Origin of the sequence: Nostoc sp. DedQUE09, assembly GCF_034530915.1 — a bacterium.
Lineage (GTDB): Bacteria > Cyanobacteriota > Cyanobacteriia > Cyanobacteriales > Nostocaceae > Nostoc.
In genome coordinates this window covers 1-20,851 of the sequence record NZ_JAVRCE010000083.1, presented here as the reverse complement: position 1 = coordinate 20,851, position 20,851 = coordinate 1, and the positions used below count along the sequence as shown (strand labels likewise).

General features: G+C 43.1%; 18 protein-coding genes. 9 read left to right on the top strand and 9 right to left on the bottom strand.

The annotated features are described in order from the left end of the window. The first annotated feature begins 148 nt into the window (after positions 1 to 148). The 4 genes from RMY27_RS31935 to RMY27_RS31920 all read left to right on the top strand — a co-directional run bounded on the left by RMY27_RS31935 (position 149) and on the right by RMY27_RS31920 (position 3,941). On the top strand, positions 149 to 1,918 hold the full coding sequence (locus RMY27_RS31935; RefSeq protein ID WP_322668835.1) for an ABC transporter ATP-binding protein: 1,770 nt from the start codon (positions 149 to 151) through the stop codon (positions 1,916 to 1,918). A 250-nt stretch (positions 1,919 to 2,168) separates the two neighbouring features. Continuing rightward, complete coding sequence (locus RMY27_RS31930) at positions 2,169 to 2,672, top strand: NUDIX domain-containing protein (RefSeq protein ID WP_322668834.1); 504 nt, start codon at positions 2,169 to 2,171, stop codon at positions 2,670 to 2,672. A gap of 176 nt (positions 2,673 to 2,848) precedes the next feature. Further along, positions 2,849 to 3,349, top strand: coding sequence for a nuclear transport factor 2 family protein (locus RMY27_RS31925; RefSeq protein WP_322668833.1), 501 nt, complete (start codon positions 2,849 to 2,851; stop codon positions 3,347 to 3,349). A gap of 370 nt (positions 3,350 to 3,719) precedes the next feature. Beyond that, a complete protein-coding gene (locus RMY27_RS31920) occupies positions 3,720 to 3,941 on the top strand; it encodes a hypothetical protein (RefSeq protein ID WP_322668832.1) in 222 nt (73 codons plus the stop codon). A 129-nt stretch (positions 3,942 to 4,070) separates the two neighbouring features. Here RMY27_RS31920 and RMY27_RS31915 read toward each other — a convergent pair whose 3' ends face one another. Continuing rightward, positions 4,071 to 4,406, bottom strand: coding sequence for a phosphotransferase (locus tag RMY27_RS31915; RefSeq protein ID WP_322668831.1), 336 nt, complete (start codon positions 4,404 to 4,406; stop codon positions 4,071 to 4,073). 39 nt (positions 4,407 to 4,445) lie between these two features. Between RMY27_RS31915 and RMY27_RS31910 the strand changes: the two genes are divergently transcribed. Further along, positions 4,446 to 4,598 carry a hypothetical protein gene (locus RMY27_RS31910; protein ID WP_322668830.1) on the top strand — a complete coding sequence of 51 codons (153 nt, stop codon included), beginning with the start codon at positions 4,446 to 4,448 and terminating at the stop codon, positions 4,596 to 4,598. Here RMY27_RS31910 and nifE read toward each other — a convergent pair. The 7 genes from nifE to RMY27_RS31875 all read right to left on the bottom strand — a co-directional run bounded on the left by nifE (position 4,595) and on the right by RMY27_RS31875 (position 14,751). Next, positions 4,595 to 5,989, bottom strand: a complete 1,395-nt coding sequence (gene nifE, locus RMY27_RS31905) for a nitrogenase iron-molybdenum cofactor biosynthesis protein NifE (protein WP_322668829.1) — start codon at positions 5,987 to 5,989, stop codon at positions 4,595 to 4,597. The two genes, RMY27_RS31910 and nifE, sit on opposite strands and share 4 nt — an antisense overlap. 959 nt (positions 5,990 to 6,948) lie before the next feature. Next, positions 6,949 to 7,953: an aldo/keto reductase gene (locus RMY27_RS31900; protein ID WP_322668828.1), complete on the bottom strand. Its 1,005-nt coding sequence runs from the start codon at positions 7,951 to 7,953 to the stop codon at positions 6,949 to 6,951. Between the two features lie 258 nt (positions 7,954 to 8,211). Then, positions 8,212 to 9,483, bottom strand: coding sequence for an MFS transporter (locus tag RMY27_RS31895; protein WP_322668827.1), 1,272 nt, complete (start codon positions 9,481 to 9,483; stop codon positions 8,212 to 8,214). Between the two features lie 224 nt (positions 9,484 to 9,707). Next, positions 9,708 to 10,775, bottom strand: a complete 1,068-nt coding sequence (locus RMY27_RS31890; RefSeq protein WP_322668826.1) for an aliphatic sulfonate ABC transporter substrate-binding protein — start codon at positions 10,773 to 10,775, stop codon at positions 9,708 to 9,710. 302 nt (positions 10,776 to 11,077) lie between these two features. Beyond that, complete coding sequence (locus RMY27_RS31885) at positions 11,078 to 12,022, bottom strand: TauD/TfdA family dioxygenase (RefSeq protein ID WP_322668825.1); 945 nt, start codon at positions 12,020 to 12,022, stop codon at positions 11,078 to 11,080. 370 nt (positions 12,023 to 12,392) lie between these two features. After that, positions 12,393 to 13,472, bottom strand: a complete 1,080-nt coding sequence (locus tag RMY27_RS31880) for a TauD/TfdA dioxygenase family protein (protein ID WP_416212382.1) — start codon at positions 13,470 to 13,472, stop codon at positions 12,393 to 12,395. A gap of 214 nt (positions 13,473 to 13,686) precedes the next feature. Further along, positions 13,687 to 14,751, bottom strand: a complete 1,065-nt coding sequence (locus RMY27_RS31875) for a hypothetical protein (protein ID WP_322668824.1) — start codon at positions 14,749 to 14,751, stop codon at positions 13,687 to 13,689. Positions 14,752 to 15,173: 422 nt separating this feature from the next. Between RMY27_RS31875 and RMY27_RS31870 the strand changes: the two genes are divergently transcribed. Next, positions 15,174 to 15,629: a GNAT family N-acetyltransferase gene (locus RMY27_RS31870; RefSeq protein WP_322668823.1), complete on the top strand. Its 456-nt coding sequence runs from the start codon at positions 15,174 to 15,176 to the stop codon at positions 15,627 to 15,629. Positions 15,630 to 16,038: 409 nt separating this feature from the next. Here RMY27_RS31870 and RMY27_RS31865 read toward each other — a convergent pair whose 3' ends face one another. Further along, a complete protein-coding gene (locus tag RMY27_RS31865) occupies positions 16,039 to 16,167 on the bottom strand; it encodes a hypothetical protein (RefSeq protein WP_322668822.1) in 129 nt (42 codons plus the stop codon). A 1-nt stretch (position 16,168) separates the two neighbouring features. Here RMY27_RS31865 and RMY27_RS31860 point away from each other — a divergent pair, with 1 nt between their 5' ends. The 3 genes from RMY27_RS31860 (at position 16,169) to RMY27_RS31850 (ending at position 20,449) form a co-directional block, all read left to right on the top strand. After that, positions 16,169 to 17,056, top strand: a complete 888-nt coding sequence (locus tag RMY27_RS31860; RefSeq protein ID WP_322668821.1) for a formylglycine-generating enzyme family protein — start codon at positions 16,169 to 16,171, stop codon at positions 17,054 to 17,056. Further along, positions 17,049 to 19,433 (top strand): arylsulfatase, encoded by a 2,385-nt coding sequence (locus RMY27_RS31855; protein WP_322668820.1) that lies wholly within the window; start codon positions 17,049 to 17,051, stop codon positions 19,431 to 19,433. Before RMY27_RS31860 ends, RMY27_RS31855 begins: the two co-directional genes overlap by 8 nt. Before the next feature lie 143 nt (positions 19,434 to 19,576). Beyond that, positions 19,577 to 20,449: a bile acid:sodium symporter family protein gene (locus RMY27_RS31850; RefSeq protein WP_322668819.1), complete on the top strand. Its 873-nt coding sequence runs from the start codon at positions 19,577 to 19,579 to the stop codon at positions 20,447 to 20,449. The last annotated feature ends 402 nt before the right edge of the window (positions 20,450 to 20,851 follow it).

Sequence of the window (20,851 nt, the reverse complement as noted above, 5' to 3'; positions counted from 1 at the left end):
AAACTGATTTGCTGACTGTATTTGCCTGATTCTTTGAGAATTACAAAGCTGTACATTTTTAGATGCTCGCCTGCTGTGATTGAGCAATTCGACAAAATAATCGCTTTTATCCAACATTGATTTTTCCCTATATAACAAGATTAAACTGATGCTAGCCGACCGAGGAAGATTGAAATCGTTACCTACCTTTACCTCATTGCAGCGACTTTTTCCCTACTTCAAGGCTTACCGTTTTCAGTGGTTAACAGCAGTATTAGCCCTGCTGGCTGTTCATGTTGTTGAAGCTGCCATTCCTGTGTATCTGAAAGTCGGCATTGATCTGATTTCAAAACAGGACAAGAATATCTTATTGCCGATTCTTGCAATACTTGGTTTGACGGCTGTACGCTTTGCGATCCTGCACTTTGGTCGCCGCAAAAATGCACTAATTTCAATTTACATATCTTATGACTTACGGCAAGAATTCTATGCACACTTACAAACCCTTGGTCGCGGCTTTTATGCAAATTACCAGTTGGGTGACTTGATTGCACGAGCGACCAATGACATGGAGTCTATCCGTCGCTTTTTTCGTTCTGCGGTGCATCGATTAGTAAGCCTAATCGGTGTGGCGTTGATTGCACCGATTTTTATGGTGCAACAGTCGGTTCAATTGACATTGTTGCTCATTCCGTTACTGCTAGTGATAGCCGCTAATGGCTGGTATTTGGCTAGGCGTATTTTGCTGGCATCGGCAGCAGTGCAAGTGGGTTTTGGTGCGTTGACAGAAACGGTGCAGCAAAACCTCAAAGGTATCCGTACCATCCAGTCCCATGCCCAGGAAGAGCGAGAGATTAAACACTTTACAGGAGTATCACATCGTTATGCGCTAGCTCATCAAAAGTTGATCAATTTGAACGCTATTCTCACTGCCTCCACTGCGCTGGGCAGTGGTTTGATGACCTTAATCGTTGTTGGCGTCGGTGGAAGCCAAGTATTGGCAGGGCAAATGAGCATCGGCACGCTGACAGCTTTCATCTTTTATTTGGCTATGATTCTGGGGGTAATCAAGGAGAGCAGTTTTGTAATGTATGCTTTGCTGAATGCCAGTACAGCTGCAACCAGAGTATTTCAAATCATGGATGAAAAACCTGAGATTGAAGATGCTCCGGCAGGCTCATCAGCCCAACCAATCAAGGGCGAAATCGCGGTTTATGATCTGTCATACAGTTACTCGGTCAGTACTGAACTGCGATCGCGTTTGGTTCTCGAACAGATATCCCTGAGTATTAGTCTTGGCGAAATGATTGCCATCATCGGTCGTGTAGGCTCTGGCAAATCCACCTTGCTGCGGCTGCTGGCTAGGCAATTGGAGCCTAATAGCGGACAAATCAAAGTGGATGGGCAAGACCTACGAGACATCCCGCTAAGTCATCTACGCGAGAACCTGTCATTTGTCCCCCAGGATACTTTCCTATTCGCTGCACCAATTTCGGAAAACATCTCATTCGATAACCCGGAGCGACCACAGGATTTAATCTGGCAGGCTGCCCGATCTGCCCAGCTTGAAGCAACAATCAACAAATTCAGTGCAGGGTTGTCCACATTGATTGGTGAGCGTGGGGTAACTTTATCGGGCGGACAGAAGCAGAGAACCAGTTTAGCCCGCGGTCTGATTCGCCAGACCCCCATTTTGCTGCTGGACGACTGCTTTTCGGCGCTGGATACCAGAACCGAGGCTTTGGTTCTGTCGCAATTGCGATCGGTTAGGGACGGACTCACCACGGTGCTGGTTTCTCACCGGATGTTAGCGGCACGTTATGTAGACAGGATCTACGTACTTGAGCAAGGACGCATCGTGGAGACTGGCAGTCATGATGAACTAATTGCCCTTGATGGTTATTACGCAAAGCTCAGTGGTATGCAAGACGAAACTTGAACCGTCGTACTCCGCAAGCTCATCACAATCACCAAATACACCGCCAGATGCGACGGGAAAGCCAGGTTCCGTTCTTCATTACTCTTTGTCTGTGCAATATCTCAATATACTGCTACACCAATATCTAGCTTTTTACCGCACAAAAGTTAAATAACTATACTAATAAATAAATTTGAATAAGTTATAACTTACTCTCTCTGTAAAAAAATTACTGTAGTACAGAGTCATATTTTAGGTAAGTGTATTTGTTATGCCAATTTCAAACTATTTGAAACACCTCCGAAGTCAAGTAGGAAATACACTCTTACAAATTCCAAGTGTAGCAGCAATTATTCACGATGAAGCTGGGCGAGTACTTCTTGGACGGGGTGGTGTTGATAAGCAGTGGAGCTTGCCAGCTGGAGCCATTGATCCAGGTGAAACACCAGCACAAGCACTGGTACGAGAAGTTTGGGAAGAGACTGGCTTAAAGATTAGACCGATGCGAATCATGGGCGTTTTTAGTGGTTATCCTGGCTTTCACCACATCTACCCAAGCGGCGACCAAGTGGAATATATGGTTGCTTTATTTGCTTGTCAAGTAGTAGAAGGAACGCTAGTAGGACGTGATGGAGAGATGGTCGAGTTGCAATACTTTCACACCGATGAAATGCCGAGGTTGCCTATTGCCTATCCCCATCAACTTTTTATTCGTGGAAATATTTCTGAAACATACTTTACCTGGAATGAAGTGTGGTTAACAGATTTAGTGTAGGGGTTTAGGAGATTGTGTAGATTTGTTAGTATACAATTTTCGATTTTTGGCAACCTTTTCCCTGATATTTAAGAGTTTCAATAACCAATATTCTTAAAGATTCTTACTCCCGTGCTAGCTTTAAAAAGTTGCTCATACTATCTTCTGCCGAACTAAGAATTAGTACAGTAGTTTTCTTGGAAGCAGTTATTTTTTATCAGAGAGAGATGCGTAAACCACCAGAGATTGATTGGCTGATTGAGCGAAGCAAAATTACAGAAGCCATTGTTGGTTTTGCAAACGCACTGGATGAAAAGAATTGGCAAAAATTACGAGGTTATCTAGCAACTGAAATTGAGATTGATTATTTAGACTTTCGAGGTGAACTACCTCGGCGAGTGACCGCAGAAGAATATGTAAAACAACGAGTCGATGGCTTGGCAGGATTACGGACTTTGCATATCAGCACGAATCATGAGGTAACAATCAAAGAAAATATAGCTTATTGTAAATCAGCGTATTGTATTTATAGAGTTGATCCCACACTTGAAGCAGGACAAAATCGGTTGGATACGGCAGGGAACTATCTTCATCGGTTGATTCGAGTCGATCAAGAGTGGCGAGTCAATGCGATCAAGCAAACTGTGGTGGTAATGAGCGGCAATCGACAAGTACATGGTGCGTTCCACAATAGCTAATCGTCAGAGATTGTAAATCATCAAATTGAAGCAGATAAATACATATCCTTCCTCCCTCTTCTACTCTAAAACCCCGAAGGCAGAAGCTTGCCCTCTCAAATATAAAAAAGTTTGTAGTATGCACTTGACACTCTTGTATTATTAATGTAGTCTAATACTACAGACTCTCTAAAAGCCATATTATCTAGAAGTAAGAAAGATAATGCTAATGAGACGAATTGCTATTGTCTTTGCAGAGTTTTATAAACGACTTTCTTATTAAATTGCAGAAATTTTGATAAAAACTCTGTTAAGTACACATCAGCATTACAACATCTGATTCAAGCTGTGGTTATTTTTCCACAATCAACCAATAAATATTAGGATAACTATGAAATTTCCTACATCACTGACATCTACACATATTATTGCTCATATTACTCTGTTATTTGGAGTAGGCAATAAAGTATATATAAACATTAGTGACGATAAAAAATTAATCAGCACAGCAGTAAATAATTCCCATACTTTATCTAAACGCTCACAAGACACAGGTGCGCTGAAATCATTTGATACTGCTTTTGTAGCTTATCAAATGATGGGACTTAGCTAATGATTAAAGATTAAAACCTCTGTTAGCAGGCTGTATCTTCCCGCTAATAAACCAACTTCTAGACGATGCTTAATACATCGTCTAGAAAGAAATTTTAAAACTTGCCCTTGACTCTGACTTTCACATAATTTACCATCCGTCTTGAGAAACACGGTGTAATGTTTTCTCTCCCATTATTGCGTGCCTTGGATTATCAACCAATCCTGTATCCAGTAACATTACACCAAAAAGTATCGCCCATCCCAGAGCGCATTGTATTGTTGCCTCAGAAACATTTGAGTATTCTGCCAGTGCTTGGGAGCGTGCTTTTGGCTCGCTAAACAGCATCCATATAGAGGCAAGGTCTGTTGCAATGTCACCTGATGTAATGTCGCCCCAATCAATGATGCCTGCGATCGCACCGTTCTCGACAAGGATATTGCGTGGGTGAAGGTCTCCATGTAGCCATTTATGCTTCAACGTCAATAGGCGTGTTTAAAGCTCTATTCCAAATGCTCTGAGCTTTTGAGTAATCAGATTAGTTTTTGTTTGCAGTCGTTGCATTTTTGGGTACAAGACGGCATTGAAAAACTGATTGAATCAGGTACTGTAGAGCAGGTTTTTAATCATCCTCAACATCCTTTAACAGTTGCTTATGTAACCGGTGCCAGAGGTTAAACCCACAAGCTAATTTTTTCATCCCAAGGGGCAGGTTTGCTAATTTGCTTCCATACAGGACTATACAAGGCTTCATGTAGTTCGCGTGCTAGTACCACCAAACCTGCATAACCAGCGTAAGCATGGTGACGTTCATGGTTAATGTCTAAAAAAGGAATTTGCGCTTTAAGTGCTGTATATTTATTTCCAGCCCCAGCAATCAACACATCAGCTTTTGTTTGGTTTAATACCTTTAATAATGCCTGGGGAGTTGTGTCCGACAAAATCATTCCATCTTCACCAAGATATTGTTTAACTTTAGCTTTCTCCTCCTGTGTTGTTTTACCATCCGTAGCTGCAATAACTTCCATTCCCAAGTCTTGGGCTGCTAATATCAGTGACCAACTTTTCACACCACCAGTAGAAAGAAGAATTCGCTTACCTTTTAAATCAGCAAGGTAAGGAGCTAAAGCAATATCTAAAGCAGCATTTTCTTGGGCAATTAACTTTTCTGTACGTTTTTGAAGCTCATGGACAACAACACTATCTCCCAAGGATATGCTTAATTTTGCCGCAACATTTTGTAAGCAATTGTTTAAGTTAGTCGCACCATAGAAAGACTCTTCAATATAAGGAATTCCATAGCGCTCTTCCATAGTTTGTGCCATTTGTATAGCTACATTTGAGCAAAGTACTACATTTAATTTGGCACGATGAGCATAGCAAACTTCTTGATAACGAGCATCACCTGTGATTTTGGAAAGAACCCGAATACCCATTTTTGTGAACAATGGTAGGATATTCCACGTTTCACCTGCAACATTATAATCACCAACAATATTAATATCAAGTGGTGTGATAACTTCAGGTTCTGCTGTACCAATTACAGCATTCAATAAAGTTTCATTACCGATGCGATTTCCTAGATTTTTACTACCAATAAATCCAGGCGCATTTACATAGATAACTGGAATATTAACTTTTTGCGTAGCGAGTTTACAGACACTATCAATATCATCACCAATCAAAGCAGACAGACAAGTAGCGTAAACGAAAATAGCGGCAGGATGATAGCGATCAGCAACATCCACAATAGCTTTGTACAGTTTCTTTTCCCCACCAAAAACGATATTACCCTCACTAAAGTCAGTAGTAAAAGCTGTTTGATATAATTCAGAACCTGATGAGAGGCTACCATGAGTTGCCCAAGGATTATGAGTACAAGAAACAGCACCATGTACTAAATGAACAGCATCAGTAATAGCTCCGACAGAAACCATCGCTCCGTCAAAAGGACAATTTCCTTGGGTTGAACCTGGTTGTGGCGGTTTTGTGCAAGTGAGTTTTTTCTGGTTAGATTTGCAAACTGTTTCATTGAGTGATTCGTTAATTGTTGCTTGAGTATTCTTCATGTTTTTTGTCCTGTTGAAGATGAATACAAAACAGCCAAGAATGAGGAGTTAAGAGTATTATTTTCTCTCTATCTCCTTTCTCCTATTATTCTTAATTACCAATTTTTCTCACTATTATCCACTCCTCGTAATAGCTCGTGTTAGAGGAAGTTTATTGAGGCTAATTTCTGGAAAATTAAAAAAGACAGCAATTGAGCCACTAGTATTTCAGATAAAACAAGCAACTATTCTGACGCATTCCGTATTTTTAGAAAGCCTGTTATAGCAATCCTTAATTGCATGAGGTACATCTTAGCTTCTAACCTCTAGCCCCTCTCCTCAACGAGATGTAACTCACTAAAATGAGAACCACTATAATTTTTTGCTAGTTTTAGCTTATCTAAATATTAGCATAACTAATATTTAGATAGACAATTATTATTGTTATATTTTTAAACCAAATATTATTAGATAATTAAACAGAATAATTAGGCACATTGTCTCTCTGTACCTTGTTTTATGTTTGATGATTTAACTAAGAAATTTAATTTTTTACTAATACTTTTATAGGTATCTTATTTAACGCTTATTGCACCTTAGATTTAGGTCATCATAGCCTTATTAATTTCAATATACACAAAATCTATCGACTAACCGGGTTAAAGCCTGTAATTTATTTTGAAATTTGAATTCTGGGAGCAGAGGAAAAGAAACGCGATCGCTCATAGGTTACGATTGACATTGCGATCGGTTAAGGAAAGCGTCGTAACTCGCGTCTTGAATGCCCCACGCAAACTCGTATTCGAGGCATCGACTCAGCCCGAACACGTTAAACTGGTCAAGTACTTATACCGTTTCACAAAAACCTTGATACAAATACAAACCTGTAGAGACGCGTTAGCGTAGCGGGACGAAGTACAATTTCGCGCCTCTACAAGATTCATCTGTATAGTTATTAAAGTGAAATGGTATTAGTCGCTCTATGGGCGATTTCCGGAAGGGTACTCATGCCCTAAGATAGGATGGGGTGTGTAAGGTTCTTCTAGGAATTTGCGCTCTTGATCAGACAGTTCTAAATCCACCGCCTCGACAGCTTCTTTGAGATGTTCGATCTTGCTAGCGCCTATTATGGGAGATGTTACACCTGGTTGATGCAATAGCCAAGCTAGGGCAATTTGTGTGGGTTTAACCCCTCGTTTTGTAGCTAATTCAACTACGCGCTCAACTGTTTGAAAATCTGAATCTTGATAGTAGAGCTTGTGAGCAAATTCGTCAGTTTTTGCACGTAGTGTTTGCCCATAGTCTGATTTGCTGCGATTCCCTGACAAAAAGCCGCGCGCCAGGGGACTCCAAGGAATAATACCAATTCCTTGATCTTGGGCTAGAGGTATGACTTCTCGTTCTTCTTCTCGATAGACTAGGTTGTAGTGATTTTGAATTGATACAAAGCGAGTCCAGCCGTGAATGTCTGCTGTATAAAGGGCTTTAGCAAACTGCCATGCGTAAACACTAGAAATCCCCAGGTAACGGACTTTACCCGCTTTCACAAGATCATGAAGTGCTTCTAGGGTTTCTTCGATTGGTGTCTCATAGTCCCAACGGTGAATTTGGTATAAGTCTACATAATCGGTCTGTAGTCGCCGCAAAGAAGCATCAATGCTATCAAAAATATGTTTGCGAGATAGTCCTCGATCATTTGGGCCATCGCCGACTTTACCATGTACTTTGGTAGCAATAACAACCTGATCTCTGTTTGCAAAGTCTTTGAGCGCTCGCCCGACAATTTCTTCACTAGCGCCCAAGGAATAGACATCGGCGGTATCAAAAAAGTTAATCCCCAATTCCAAAGCCAGTTTGATAAATGGACGACTTTCTTCTTCTTCTAATACCCATTGGCGCAATTTACGGGAGCCATAAGTCATCGTGCCGAGGGTGACACGCGATACTTTGAGTCCAGTTTTGCCAAGATTTACATATTTGATCATACTTTCTGCTCTACTTCTGTTGGGATACTTAATAACGTTGTGAGGTTTCTATAAGCAGTTGGGAGGTGCAATTGGTTTCATCGGTGCGTCCTCAAGCTAATTTTTAATGAATCAGTAGAATGTTGTTACTAGAGGTTTTGCACTTTTCTCGTACACTTGATCTGCCTAAAGTATTGCAAAGCTATGAGCATTACTTTGCAACAGCTAGGATTTAAATACTATATACCAATCGAGTTACCGGAGTTAATGACTATAAAATTAAGAATCAATCCAACGGCTCACTGCTGGCAATTGTGCAGAGAACCATAGCGCACCTAAGATATTTAGACTGCCAGAGACGATCAAGGCATTAGTTGCACCAAAATTCTGTGCCAAAGTTCCAGCTAACAGATTCCCAAAGGGCATCATACCCACCATTGCTAGGGCATAAAAACTCATCACCCGTCCGCGCTTATCCTCGGCAACTAGGGTTTGGATAATCATATTACTACTGGTAATCAGGAGGATGGAAAAGCAGCCTGTAAACACCAGTATGATTATGGATAATCCAACTTGACGCGATAGTGAGAAGGAAATCACACTTATCCCAATCAAGACTTGAGCGACTACAATCAAACGTTCTAAGCCCGCAATCCCTCGCCTAACACTCAGATACAAACAAGCAAACAACGAGCCAATGGGCGCTGAGGTGCTGAGGTGAGCCATCGTAGTTGCATCCCCATTTAAAATCTTAGCTGCGAAGACAGGCATGAGCGCGACATGAGACATCCCGACTAAACCTTGTAATGCCAGTATTAATAAAATTGCTCTAATCGGCTGGAACTTGGAGACATATTCAAAGCCCTCCCGCAATTTCTGCAAAGTATCGCTCAGGCTCGTCAGGGTTTGCATCGGTCTGATTTTCAGTCGCATCGCTAGCAGGGTAAAGATGGCAGGGATATAGCTGAGGGTATCGTAAAGAAAACAATATTTCACCCCTAGCGTCGCAATCAAAATCCCGCCCATAGCGGGCCCCAATACCGAAGAGGAACTTAACATCACTGAATTCAAGGCGATCGCATTACTCCAATCGGCGCGATCGTCTACGGTTTCGGTGACGATTGTATGGCGCACGGGCATATCTAATCCCTTGAGCAAACCATTGAGAACACTTAGTACCAATAGGATGGGAAACGTAATCAAATTCGTAAAGGTAAGAATCGTCAAAGCTAGGGAAACGCTAATTCCCAATATCTGCACTAGCATTAACAAGTCACGACGACTCCAGCGATCGGACAATACACCGGAAAAGGGAATCACTAATAACGTCGGTAAAAATTGCACAAAGCCCGCAACTCCCAACAACCAAGCCGATTTAGTCAAATCGTATACTAGCCAAGGAATAGTTAACTGCTGGGTCATAAATGTCCCAGACATTGATAGTAACTGTCCCCCAAAAAACAGGCGAAAATTACGCCAGCGAAAGGCAGGTAAATATTGGTAAATGATAGTACTTACGCGATCGCCCAGTTGTCTATTCCAAATTTTCATTAGCGGAATTATACGATGTTATCCTAAATCTTAGGATACCTAATATTTAGTTTCGCTAATAATTATAGGATAATGCGTAGTTTACCGCACTTCGGCAAGGCTCAGTGACCACCGTAGGTCTTACCCTGAGGCTGTCGTACTCCTTCGGAGAAGCAAGCTACGCGGAGCGTCTCGTAGAGAAGGGCATCGCCTCTGGTTTTGTAGCAAGCTTGCTGATTCAAAGGTTAAGCTTTATTCCTAACGGCATCCGGTGTAATTGCTGCATACTGTTGGGCGGTTAGAGTTGCTCCTCGAATATCGACTAGTTTCGGCACAACTTTCAGTTGATATAGGAGATCCGCAACCTTTTGTTGAGCGCTAATTACTTCCTCAGTAATTGGTCTCATGTCATATTTTCTTCTCGTCAGCGCCAACTCCATAGTATCGACATCAGTCTTGACCTTTGGGGCAAGGATTTCGGCAGCTGCACGCCTATTTTTATTTGCCCACAACCCAATCTCATAGTACTCTGACAAAATTGCTTTCAAGAGGTCAGCGTTATTAGTGGCAAAATCTCGTGAAGCTAAGTAATAACCCCCTGGCGTCTTAATTCCTTGGGCGTTTCGTAAGACTCGAATAGTGCCTTGCCGTTGCAGCTTGATCAGACTAGGATCGCTTTCTACAAAAGCATCAACCGTCTTGTTCAAAAACGCTGCTCTTCCATCTGCAATGGCTAGATTCACTGATTCAATATCACTGATTTTTAGCCCTACCTCTTCAAACGCTTTCACCACAAAAAAGGTCTGAGCCGTCCCTCTAGAATAAGCAACTTTTTTACCTTTAAGACCTGCCAATGTTTGGATTGGAGAATCCTTTAGCACAACAATTGCTGAACCTTCTCCAGTACCTGGCGGCGTATTAACTACATAAATCAGATTAGTACCAGCTGCCTGAGCAAAAATAGGTGGTGTTTCACCGGTTGGCCCCATATCGATACTACCCACATTTAAGGCTTCTAAGAGTGGTGGCCCGGACACAAATTGAGACCAAGTAACACCTATTCCTTGAGGAGCTAAACGTTTTTCAATTACGCCTTTTTCGTGTGTTAGATCCCCAGAAACTTGGTAGCCAAGCCGAACAACCTTAGTACTGCTACTACTCTTAATAATATTAGTGTTACTGGCAGTGCTATTGCCGATACTGGTCTTGTTTGTACCACAACTGGCTAAAGTCGTAAAAGAAACTAATCCATAGAAAGCATAGAGTAAATCACGTCTGGATATCGAATATTCGCCAATTTGCACTTTTCTCATAACTGCTCATTTAACTTTGATGTTGATACCTTTAGGTAAAAATTTAGGCACTAGACCTCTTGCAAAAATATATTTTTGCAAGAGAGGGAAAAGGAAAAAGGTTAAAGGGAAAGGATTTTGAGTTTCTTTACCCTTTTCCCCCGCCCCTTATCCCCAGAGGGGACCCCACCTTCCCCTTTACCCCGACAAATGCCAAGAAGTCTACTGTTGTACTAGCTTTTCTCCCTTCTCTCTAAGAGAGAAGGGAGAAAATGCTTTGTCTTTGTATCAGAAATAATCTACAAATGTTAGCTAGCTGAACTTTAGAACGGACGGCTACCCCGAAGGCTGACCCGTTTCAGAACACGAGTTGCATTGGCATCAAATTCAGGGCGGTAGTGAGAGGTTGCCTGATTATCCCAATAAAGCAGGTCGCCCTTGCTCCACTGGTGCCGATAGGCAAACCGGGGTTGCTTAATATGCTCCTGCAACCGTGCAATTAGTTTTGCTCCTTCTACATGGTCATAATCGAGAATGTCCACATCGCTAGCAGCATTGAAGAAGAGGATTTTTTTGCCGGTATCTGGGTGAGTGCGAACTAGAGGATGAATCGCAACTCGTTCGCCGGGTTTAACTTCGCGACCAGCTGCATATTTCGGCTCACCATACTCATCTTGATCTTTGCTGCCATAGAAGTTAAAGTAGCGTATCTGCAAGCCAGCAATTTGTTGCTTGGTCGCATCATCTAACTCTTCGTAAGCCTGAGCCAAATTCACCCAATAGGTATCGGGGCCATTTTCAGGTACTTCTACTGCGTATAAGAAGGAACCGCTAGATGGCACAGGAAGCCAGTAGTGATCTATGTGAGGTAAAAGTTCTTGATAGTTCGGTCGGATATTGACTGAACTCTCTTGGGTAGCAGCATTAGCGAGAGTGAGAACTAGGGGTGGTAGATATTCTTCCGTTTCTCCTTTACGAATGTAAGCAGGCTGCTGAAGAATATCGCCAAAGTAATTGGCAAAGGCTAACAACTGGTCATCAGTTAATGTCTGGTTTTTGAAGATGAGGATGTGGCGATCGCGCCATGCCTGCTTTAGTTGCAGAATCACCTCTGGTTGGGCAGAACGACTAGCATCGACTCCGGTAATAATGGCACCAAGAGCTGCTTCGGTAGATGTAATTTCAATCCGACTTGCCGTGAGTGTCACGATCGGGTCTCCTTGGATTTGTAAATATACGAGGGTGTAAGGTGCAGGATGGAATGGCACGCTTGTAAAGCCCAAAGGCTTTTGTCATCTTGTTCCCAGCCTGGAGGCTGGGAATGTATTTAAAAGAGGCTCTGCCTCTTGTCAAGAAGATCGGAGGCGGAGCCTCCCAGAATGGGTTAAGAGCCTAGTAGTACGCCAAGGCAACTTGACGGGGTAAAGGGGAAGGGTGAAAGGGACTCATGTTTTTTATCCCTTACCCTTTTCCCTTTACCCTTTACCCAACCTCCACCTAGCATTTTTGGGTTGGCAGACTACTAGAGGCTCTTAACCAGTCAGAGCAAGGGCTGTATCTTAACAAGCGTGCCATTCGGTTCAGAGTACTTTTAAATTTACTCAGCACTGCCTTAAAAAAAGCTAACGGGACTCAGGTTTACGAAAGCACTGGTTGTGGTTCCTTAGACTCAGCTTTCTGCTTGAAGACGGTTGGTACTTCCGCGTTGAACACCTCACCTTGAACCACTTGGGAGCGGAAACCATCAACTCCAACTGGAACATCACCAGTAATAGTGGTGCGATATAACAGACGCTCCACATCCAAATGATCTAAATCTTGAGGAGCTAAATGCACAGTGGCGCGGTTATCCCAGAACGCGATATCACCATTGTTCCAACGGAAACGGGTGGTGTAGGCAGGTTTGGTGATTTGGTTGAAGAACAACTCAAGTAACAGTTTGCTCTCTTGTGGTGACACATCAATAATGTGCGAGGTAAAGCCAGGGTTAACGAACAACGCACGTTCACCAGTCTCAGGATGAACCCTGACTACTGGGTGAATTGAGACTAGTGGATTAACAGCAATGCGCTCGTCGAATTTGCCATTGCGGGGCTGATACCCGCCCCCATTAAAGCGATGTTCAGCTTTCAATGTGTCTGCTAGCGCTCTTAGGGGTGCTGACAGTCCCTCATAAGCCGCAACTAGATTACTCCACTGAGTGTCACCACCGAAGCTGGGGACATTAACCGCGCGTAAAATTGACCCTGCTGGTGGGTTAATAGCTGCCGTTACATCTGTGTGCCAAGGGCCACCAGTGCGAAAACCGTACTGCTTCTCATAGAGCTTGCGATCTACGGGTTTGATCTGTGGGAATCCCGGTACTGGTTCAGGCTCTCCGAGTGGATGCGCGAAAGTTACTTCACCGAAACGAGATGTGAACTCAACCTGAGCAGCGTGATCGATGTTCTGACCACGAAAGAACACAACTTTCCATTTCAATAACGCTTTACGGATTTCTTGAACTTGCTCGTCAGAAAGAGGACGGGAAAGGTCTACATTCCCGATTTCAGCACCGATGAAACCAGCAACTTGTTTAACTTCTATATGTTTATAGCCCATGTAGATTCTCCAAGGTTTGATCTGTAGGGTGGTGTTCACACTCGCCTGTTTCCTTTGGAATTTTGCCAATATCTGATCGCAACATTCCTGTGCTGGGAGTAGAACTGAGAGTATCATACAGTATTCCGATAGATTTACCGTGGTATGCAATGCTATTTAACAATTTCCTGTGTTTTTGCAGCTAGGATCTTCGGAATTGAAACACTGATACCCTTCTTTACGAGAGGCTGCGCCCGAAGCGTAACTATGCCGCAGGCTTTACGACTTGGTGCAGTTGCTACCCTACGGGAACGCTATGTTGCCCGTTAAGAGTTCCCTTTTAAGATTTGATTTAGTTTGACAAAGTGCTACTTTGAGTTTGCAGCCAACCTGAATCAGGATTACCCCATTGGCTCAACTCGATTAAGAGTTCGTTTCGTCGCTTTGGTGATGTAAATGCTACTTTGAGGGCATTACGAGTTATGCCAAGCAATTCAGCAGCAGAAAAACCGAGGGCATGAGCTACTGTATACTCTCGCCCAATGGTAGTACAGATTTGGACAGGATCATCTGTACAAAGGGCGATCGCAATACCAGACTCCACAAGCTGCCGAACCGGATGCTCTGTATAAGAAGCCACAGCTCCCAGGACAACGTTACAACTAAGGGAACACTCAACGGTAACGCCGCTCGTTGCCAACAGCTCTAACAACTGCGGGTCACGAACAGCCTGTGTTGCGTGACCGATCCGCGTCAGTCCAGGAACGCGCAGAGCAGCAGCAATATTGGCGGTGGAGAATTCGCCCGCATGCGCGGTAATACCTAGCCCCACCGCAGCAGCCCGCTCCGCGATATGATAGGCAGTTGTCCAATCCGCCTCGGTGTCATACGGTTCGTACAGGAAATCTATACCGCCTAATCCCTCATCTGCTGCCTGAATACAAGCTTGTAAAAGTAGCTCAAGGCGATCGCGATCAAACCGTCCTAGTAGGAAAGTGAAAATTGCTTCGGCGCGGATCTGCGGATATCTCGTCTGAACACGACGCTCGGCTTCTCGAAACAATCCCATAAAGTCTGGTCTTAGTACCGCTTCGTTACCAAAACGAACTTCTACCAAGATGGCTCCGTCTGCTGCCGCTTCGTCCAGTAAATCCTCAATGCGTGCGATGAAGTTTTCTGGTTCGGCATCGACATCTGGCGCTACCGGGAAAATGCTAGCCAGGTATCGGAGGCGCTGCATTCCAGGCGGTGTTTCAGCCATCAGTCGCTCTGCCAAATGCCGCCAATTATAGGATGTCCGTCCCTCGCGCCGCGCCAACACCCGATCAAGGCGCTGCGACCACTCCTGATGGATGTGTAAGTCTGCTTTGGGAAGTGCAGCAATAACCGGATTTGGCTCTATTTCCGCAAACAGCATAATGAATGCAGTCTCCACATAACGCACCCAGTCTTAATTGTTTTTTTCTTTTACTTGTTCTCACTAGCAGAATTCATCTGTGCATAATTTTTAGAAGGTCTGAAAGACTTGTTTGTAAGCTAATATAGACATTTTTCGATAAAATACTAATTATCGACCGATTTAGCGATGATTAGCTTAAGTAGTATTGCACGGGAATAAATAAAATTCAAGTTCTTAGCAGCTAAAATACATGACTAACTTTTTTCAAAGCACGAGCATACGGTTTATGTTGGCGAGTATCAGATGAGATACTTCATCAAGTAAGAAATGAATTTGAAGAATTTTGTATCAATCATTATGGCTCTTTAAAAACTAATCTCTCCTCTGATGCTAAGTTTGAAATATGGGTTTACAAAGCAATTTAAAATCTCACATAAATTATGGATATTTCAATACGCAGCATTCAGCAAGATGAATTATCAGCACTGCTAGACCTGTACAAACATCTGAACCCAACGGATGCTCCCTTACCTGACACATCAACTCTTGAGAAAATATGGAACGAAATATTGAGCGATCGCAAGATTAATTGCTTTGTAGCAGACTGGGAGGGAAACTTAATTGCCTCTTGTATTTTGGTGATTGTCCCTAATCTGACGCGAGGCGCTCGTCCCTATGGACTGATTGAGAATGTAATTACTCATCCCGATTATCGTCGCCAAGGTGTAGGAAAGTGTCTGATACATCATGCGTTACAATTTGCATGGGGTCATAATTGTTACAAAGTAATGCTCCTAAGTGGAAGGCAAACCAAGGAAGTACTCCAGTTTTACGAAAAAGCTGGGTTTAAGAAGGATATCAAAACTGGTTTTGTGGCTACACCAATATCTGACTAAGGTGGTGTTAAGCTTTTTCGTAGCTAAATATATATAGTACTTGACTTATGTTTTCACAAGATGTAATTTATCAATATCAGATAAAACATCGGTAAATCAATCGGGTTTTAGTATTTTGTTTTAAAATAGATATCTTTATTGTAAATTATCCTAATTTTAGAGTTAACAGTTTTTGCATAGTATCAAAGATTGAAAACTTTCTTAAAATTTATTGTTATAAAGTACAGATTTTTCGACAACAGATAATGTAATGCGAGAAATAAATTACCGAAAAATACAACAAAAAGGAGGATTGTTCATCTCAAATACAAAATGATATAAGTTTGAATAAAAGTTGAATCTTATTAATGAACTACGGGCATTCAATTAGAAGTAGCAAAATTGAGAATATTAGAAATGGAAAAAAACATTACTTTCTTATACTAATATTCATTTCGGGAATAGCAATCGCACTTTTATTCATCAATACAACCGCATTTGCAGCCACAGTCAATCCCTGTCCCCAAGGTATGGCGATGATTTCAGGAGGAACGTTCAAAATGGGGTCTGATAATTCCAGCTTTGTGGAAGAGCGATCGCCTGGAGATGTAACGGTGACTAACTTCTGTATTGATAAATCTGAAGTAACAAATGCACAATTTGGTGAATTTGTCAAATCTACAGGATATGTAACAGTTGCAGAGCGTCCCTTATCTCAAGAACAGTTTCCCGATTTACGCGATGAGCAGCGATTACCGGGTTCTTTAGTGTTTAAGATGGCAAAACCAGGTGTCAAGCTTTCCTTTCTGAGTTGGTGGCATTGGACTACTGGCGCGAATTGGCAACATCCCTTTGGCCTAGACAGTGCGCTCGCTAACAAATCCAACTATCCAGTTGTTCACATAGCTTACGAAGATGCCCTAGCCTACGCCAAATGGTCAGGAAAATCCCTACCCAGCGAAGCCCAATGGGAATATGCCGCCCGTGGTGGCTTGGATGGTGCAACATACACTTGGGGCAATGAATATTCTGAACATAGAGCCAACACTTGGCAAGGAATTTTCCCCTTTTTCAACACTAAAGCCGATGGTCATTTGGGCATTGCTCCCGTCGGTTCTTTTGCACCCAATGGTTATGGACTCTATGACATGACCGGCAATGTGTGGGAATGGACTACTGATTTCTATCAAGTTGGACGCGATCGCAAATCCGATCAAATTAATCCTATTGCCTTAAATCGAAGCTTTGATCCCAATAAACCCAATGAATCAGAGTTGCACGTAATCAAGGGGGGATCGTATCTCTGCGCTCCTAATTACTGTAGCCGCTTTCGTCCGGCGGCACGGGAGTCAGAATCACCCGATACGGGAACTACTCATATCGGGTTTCGGCTAGTTAAAAATTTGCCTGACAGCACACTACCTATAAATCCAAAATTGTATGACTGATCCTCACAAGAGAGATTCTTTGTATATATCTCTCAAGCTAACTTCTGGTGCGATCGCATTTTTGACAGCCCTAACGCTAATATTTTCTAGTCTCTTACCTCTACCTGCTTGGGCGGACTATGGTGACAAATTGCCATTACCCCAACCATCTTTTCAAGGCAAAATTGGCATTACTTACAAAGAATCCGAACCAGACTTCCCCAAACCAATTAAGGCTCCAGAAAATGCACCAAACGTTTTGCTGGTGTTGCTCGATGATGTCGGTTTTGGACAAACCAGCACCTTTGGCGGTCTGATTGATACGCCTAATTTAGACCGTCTAGCAGCAAGGGGATTGCGTTATAACCAATTCCACACTACAGCACTCTGCTCTCCTACCAGAGCCGCATTGCTCACGGGACGCAATCATCATTCTGTGAATACAGGTGTGGTTGAGGAGTTAGCCACAGGCTATCCAGGTTATACTGCGATTTTACCTAGAAGTGCGGCAACGATCGCTGAAGTATTGCGAGATTATGGATATAACACAGCCGCTTTTGGCAAATGGCACAATACCCCAGACTATGAAACCAGTGCAGCAGGCCCATTCGATCGCTGGCCGACAGGTTTAGGTTTTGAGTACTTCTATGGATTTCTGGGCGGTGATACCAATCAATGGAGTCCAGCTTTGGTGGAAAATACCCAACATATTCAGAAACCAAGCGATCGCCCTGATTATCACCTCACCCCCGATCTAGCAGATCATGCGATTAAGTGGATTCGTACCCAGCAAGCGATCGCTCCTGATAAACCCTTCTTTACCTACTTTGCCACTGGCGCAACCCATGCCCCACACCATGCGCCCAAGGAATGGATCGATAAATACAAGGGTAAATTTGATCGAGGTTGGGATAAATTACGCGAAGACATCTTTGCTCGTCAGCTAGCCTTGGGTGTAATTCCCGCCGATACTAAGCTGACTCCTCGCCCGGCGGAACTCCCAGCTTGGGATTCCCTCACTCCCACCGAGCAGAAAGTTTATGCGCGTCAGGCAGAAGTATTTGCAGGTTTCCTCAGCCATACCGATGCACAAATTGGTAGAGTCATTGATGCGATCGATCAACTGGGTGAATTGGATAACACCTTAGTCTTTTTCATCGCCGGCGATAATGGTGCGAGTGCTGAAGGCGGCTTAACAGGTAGTGTTAATGAATTAAAAGTCTTTAATGGCGTAGCAGAAAGTCCTCAAGAAGTTCTCGCGGCTTTTGATGATTTAGGTGGGCCAAAAACCTTCAATCATTTTCATGCAGCTTGGGCTTGGGCAGTGGATAGCCCGTTCCAATGGACAAAACAAATTGCTTCTCATTTCGGCGGAACCCGCAATGGTTTAGTTGTGGCTTGGGGGGAACGCATCAAAAATCGTGGTGGACTGCGAAGCCAATTCCATCATGTAATTGATATTTATCCTACAATTCTGGAGGCTGTGGGGATTGAAGAACCAGAGGTAGTCAACGGTGTAAAACAACAACCTATCGAAGGTACTAGCCTTGTTTATAGCTTTGATAATCCTGCTGTACCATCCCATCACAAAACCCAGTATTTTGAAATGTTGGGCAATCGTGGCATTTACGATCAAGGTTGGGTAGCAGCCGCCCGTCATGGACGCTTACCTTGGGAGCGTGTCTCTAAAACCACCTTCGATGAAGATAATTGGGAACTATACGATATTACCAAAGACTTCAGTGAAGCCAACGATTTAGCCAAGCAGAACCCTGACAAGTTAGCGCAACTACAAAATCTATTTCTGAAGGAAGCAGAGAAATACAAAGTTCTGCCCTTGGACGATCGCTTACTTCAACGGTTTGATGTCAAAATCCGTTCCAACCTAATCACAGGACGCAATAACTTTACTTATTACACGTCTGTTGCAGGGATTCCCGAAGGCAGCGCTCCCAATATTAAGAATCGCTCCTTTAGCATCACCGCCGATGTAGATGCTGCCAAAGATGGTACTGAAGGCGTTTTAGTTACCCAAGGCGGACGTTTTGCGGGTTGGAGTTTCTTCTTGCAAGAAGGTAAACCCACCTTTGCTTACAACTTATTAAATAGCGATCGCACAATCATTCAATCTTCCCAACCAATTGCGATCGGCAAATCCCAAATTAAATTTGACTTTACTTATGATGGTGGCGCTCCGGGAGCAGGCGGTACTGGTAAGCTCTCGATCAACGATCAACAGGTTGCCGAAGGTCGCATTGATAAAACCGTAGGCTACCGATTTGGTTTAGATGAAACCTTTGATGTTGGTCAAGATACTGGCACACCTGCGGTAGATACTTACCAAACACCCTTTGCATTCACCGGTAACTTACAGCAAGTCACCCTGGAATTGAAGTAATAAGGACTGAGGATTGGGGAAAGGGGAAGGGTTAAAGGGTAATTTATTCCTCATTCCCCTCTGCTCCCCTGCTCCCCTGCTCCTTGGTCACTGAGCGTAGCCGAAGTGCTGCCCCTCCGCTCCTTTGCATGAGATAAAAAATCATGAACGAAATCTTGTCACTAATCGATAAACTCGCACTTTTCACATTTATCGTATTCACCATGCTGGGTGCAGGGTTAAGGCTCACCATACAACAGATTTGGGAACCACTCCGCAACCTCCGCTTAGTCATATCATCGCTGCTAACAAATTTTGTGCTAGTACCGCTTTTTATATATTTATTACTACAAGTAGTACATTTAAGTGAACCACTAAGAGATGGTTTACTGATTATGGCAGTAGCATCAGGCCCTCCAGCACTACCGAAACTTGCCCACATAGTCAAAGGCAATATAGCTTTCTCGGTGGGATTAATGATGTTGCTAATGCTGGGCACAATTTTTTATATGCCGATTGTACTGCCCTTAGTGGTGGAAGGTGTGCAAATTAACTCCTGGGACATTGCCAAACCCTTATTGTTAATGATGGTTAGCCCATTGATCGTTGGGTTATTCATCAAAGCAAAATTGAGTGCGATCGCTCCCATTATCCAGCCGATTTTGTTCAAATTATCTAATGCTGGATTGCTTTTAGGTCTGGTAGTTAGGCTGATAGTTCACACTAACGATATCATTAGCTTATTACAAACAGGTGCAATTTTAGTTTGTGCTGTTTTCATAGTCTTTTCCTTTAGCGTCGGTTATCTTTTGGGCGGCCCTGGTATCGATACCCAACGAGTGCTAGGAGTCGGAACAGCTCAACGTAATTTTGCCGCAGCATTATTAGTAGCTACGAGTAATTTTGAAGATCCCAGCGTCGTGAGCATCATCATGGTGACGAGTCTTTTAATGATGATCGTAGTTCTGATCGCTGGGCCAAAGTTCATAGAACTAGACCAAGGAGCGGGTGTAAAGATAGAGCAGGTAGAGGGTTGAAATTCTCCTAACTGACTTGACCTCTAATAATCTGCGTGTTACTGTATACTACACAAGATTGAAATTCTTTAGGAGGCGCAAAGATGACAGCTTTCATCTACAAAATGTATGAGCTGACCAATGCTGCTCCATGTAGTGTGGCCTGCTCGCTTGTGGAGTGAGCCTTTTAACCAAAAGAGTGCCTTCAGGTTGTGTGAACGCTCGCTGAACTATTTGAGGTACCTGTGAGCATCCGGTAATTGTATCGGTTTCGTAGCTCTTTAGTTGTCTTACCGTCGCTGTGTATATCGCAGTGGCTAGTGGTTAGACCTTTGCTACATATCGATGTATGGGTGTATTGCCTCCTATAGTAAGTAGGTCAACCTAATTAAACATAAAACGTTTAGCTTGGTACTGACCTTG

Coding starts and splice junctions, on each gene's coding strand:
- RMY27_RS31935 (WP_322668835.1), top strand. CDS start 149: ATGCTAGCCGACCGAGGAAGATTGAAATCGTTACCTACCTTTACCTCA.
- RMY27_RS31930 (WP_322668834.1), top strand. CDS start 2,169: ATGCCAATTTCAAACTATTTGAAACACCTCCGAAGTCAAGTAGGAAAT.
- RMY27_RS31920 (WP_322668832.1), top strand. CDS start 3,720: ATGAAATTTCCTACATCACTGACATCTACACATATTATTGCTCATATT.
- nifE (WP_322668829.1), bottom strand. CDS start 5,989: ATGAAGAATACTCAAGCAACAATTAACGAATCACTCAATGAAACAGTT.
- RMY27_RS31900 (WP_322668828.1), bottom strand. CDS start 7,953: ATGATCAAATATGTAAATCTTGGCAAAACTGGACTCAAAGTATCGCGT.
- RMY27_RS31895 (WP_322668827.1), bottom strand. CDS start 9,483: ATGAAAATTTGGAATAGACAACTGGGCGATCGCGTAAGTACTATCATT.
- RMY27_RS31890 (WP_322668826.1), bottom strand. CDS start 10,775: ATGAGAAAAGTGCAAATTGGCGAATATTCGATATCCAGACGTGATTTA.
- RMY27_RS31880 (WP_416212382.1), bottom strand. CDS start 13,472: ATGATACTCTCAGTTCTACTCCCAGCACAGGAATGTTGCGATCAGATA.
- RMY27_RS31875 (WP_322668824.1), bottom strand. CDS start 14,751: ATGCTGTTTGCGGAAATAGAGCCAAATCCGGTTATTGCTGCACTTCCC.
- RMY27_RS31870 (WP_322668823.1), top strand. CDS start 15,174: ATGGATATTTCAATACGCAGCATTCAGCAAGATGAATTATCAGCACTG.
- RMY27_RS31860 (WP_322668821.1), top strand. CDS start 16,169: ATGGGGTCTGATAATTCCAGCTTTGTGGAAGAGCGATCGCCTGGAGAT.
- RMY27_RS31855 (WP_322668820.1), top strand. CDS start 17,049: ATGACTGATCCTCACAAGAGAGATTCTTTGTATATATCTCTCAAGCTA.
- RMY27_RS31850 (WP_322668819.1), top strand. CDS start 19,577: ATGAACGAAATCTTGTCACTAATCGATAAACTCGCACTTTTCACATTT.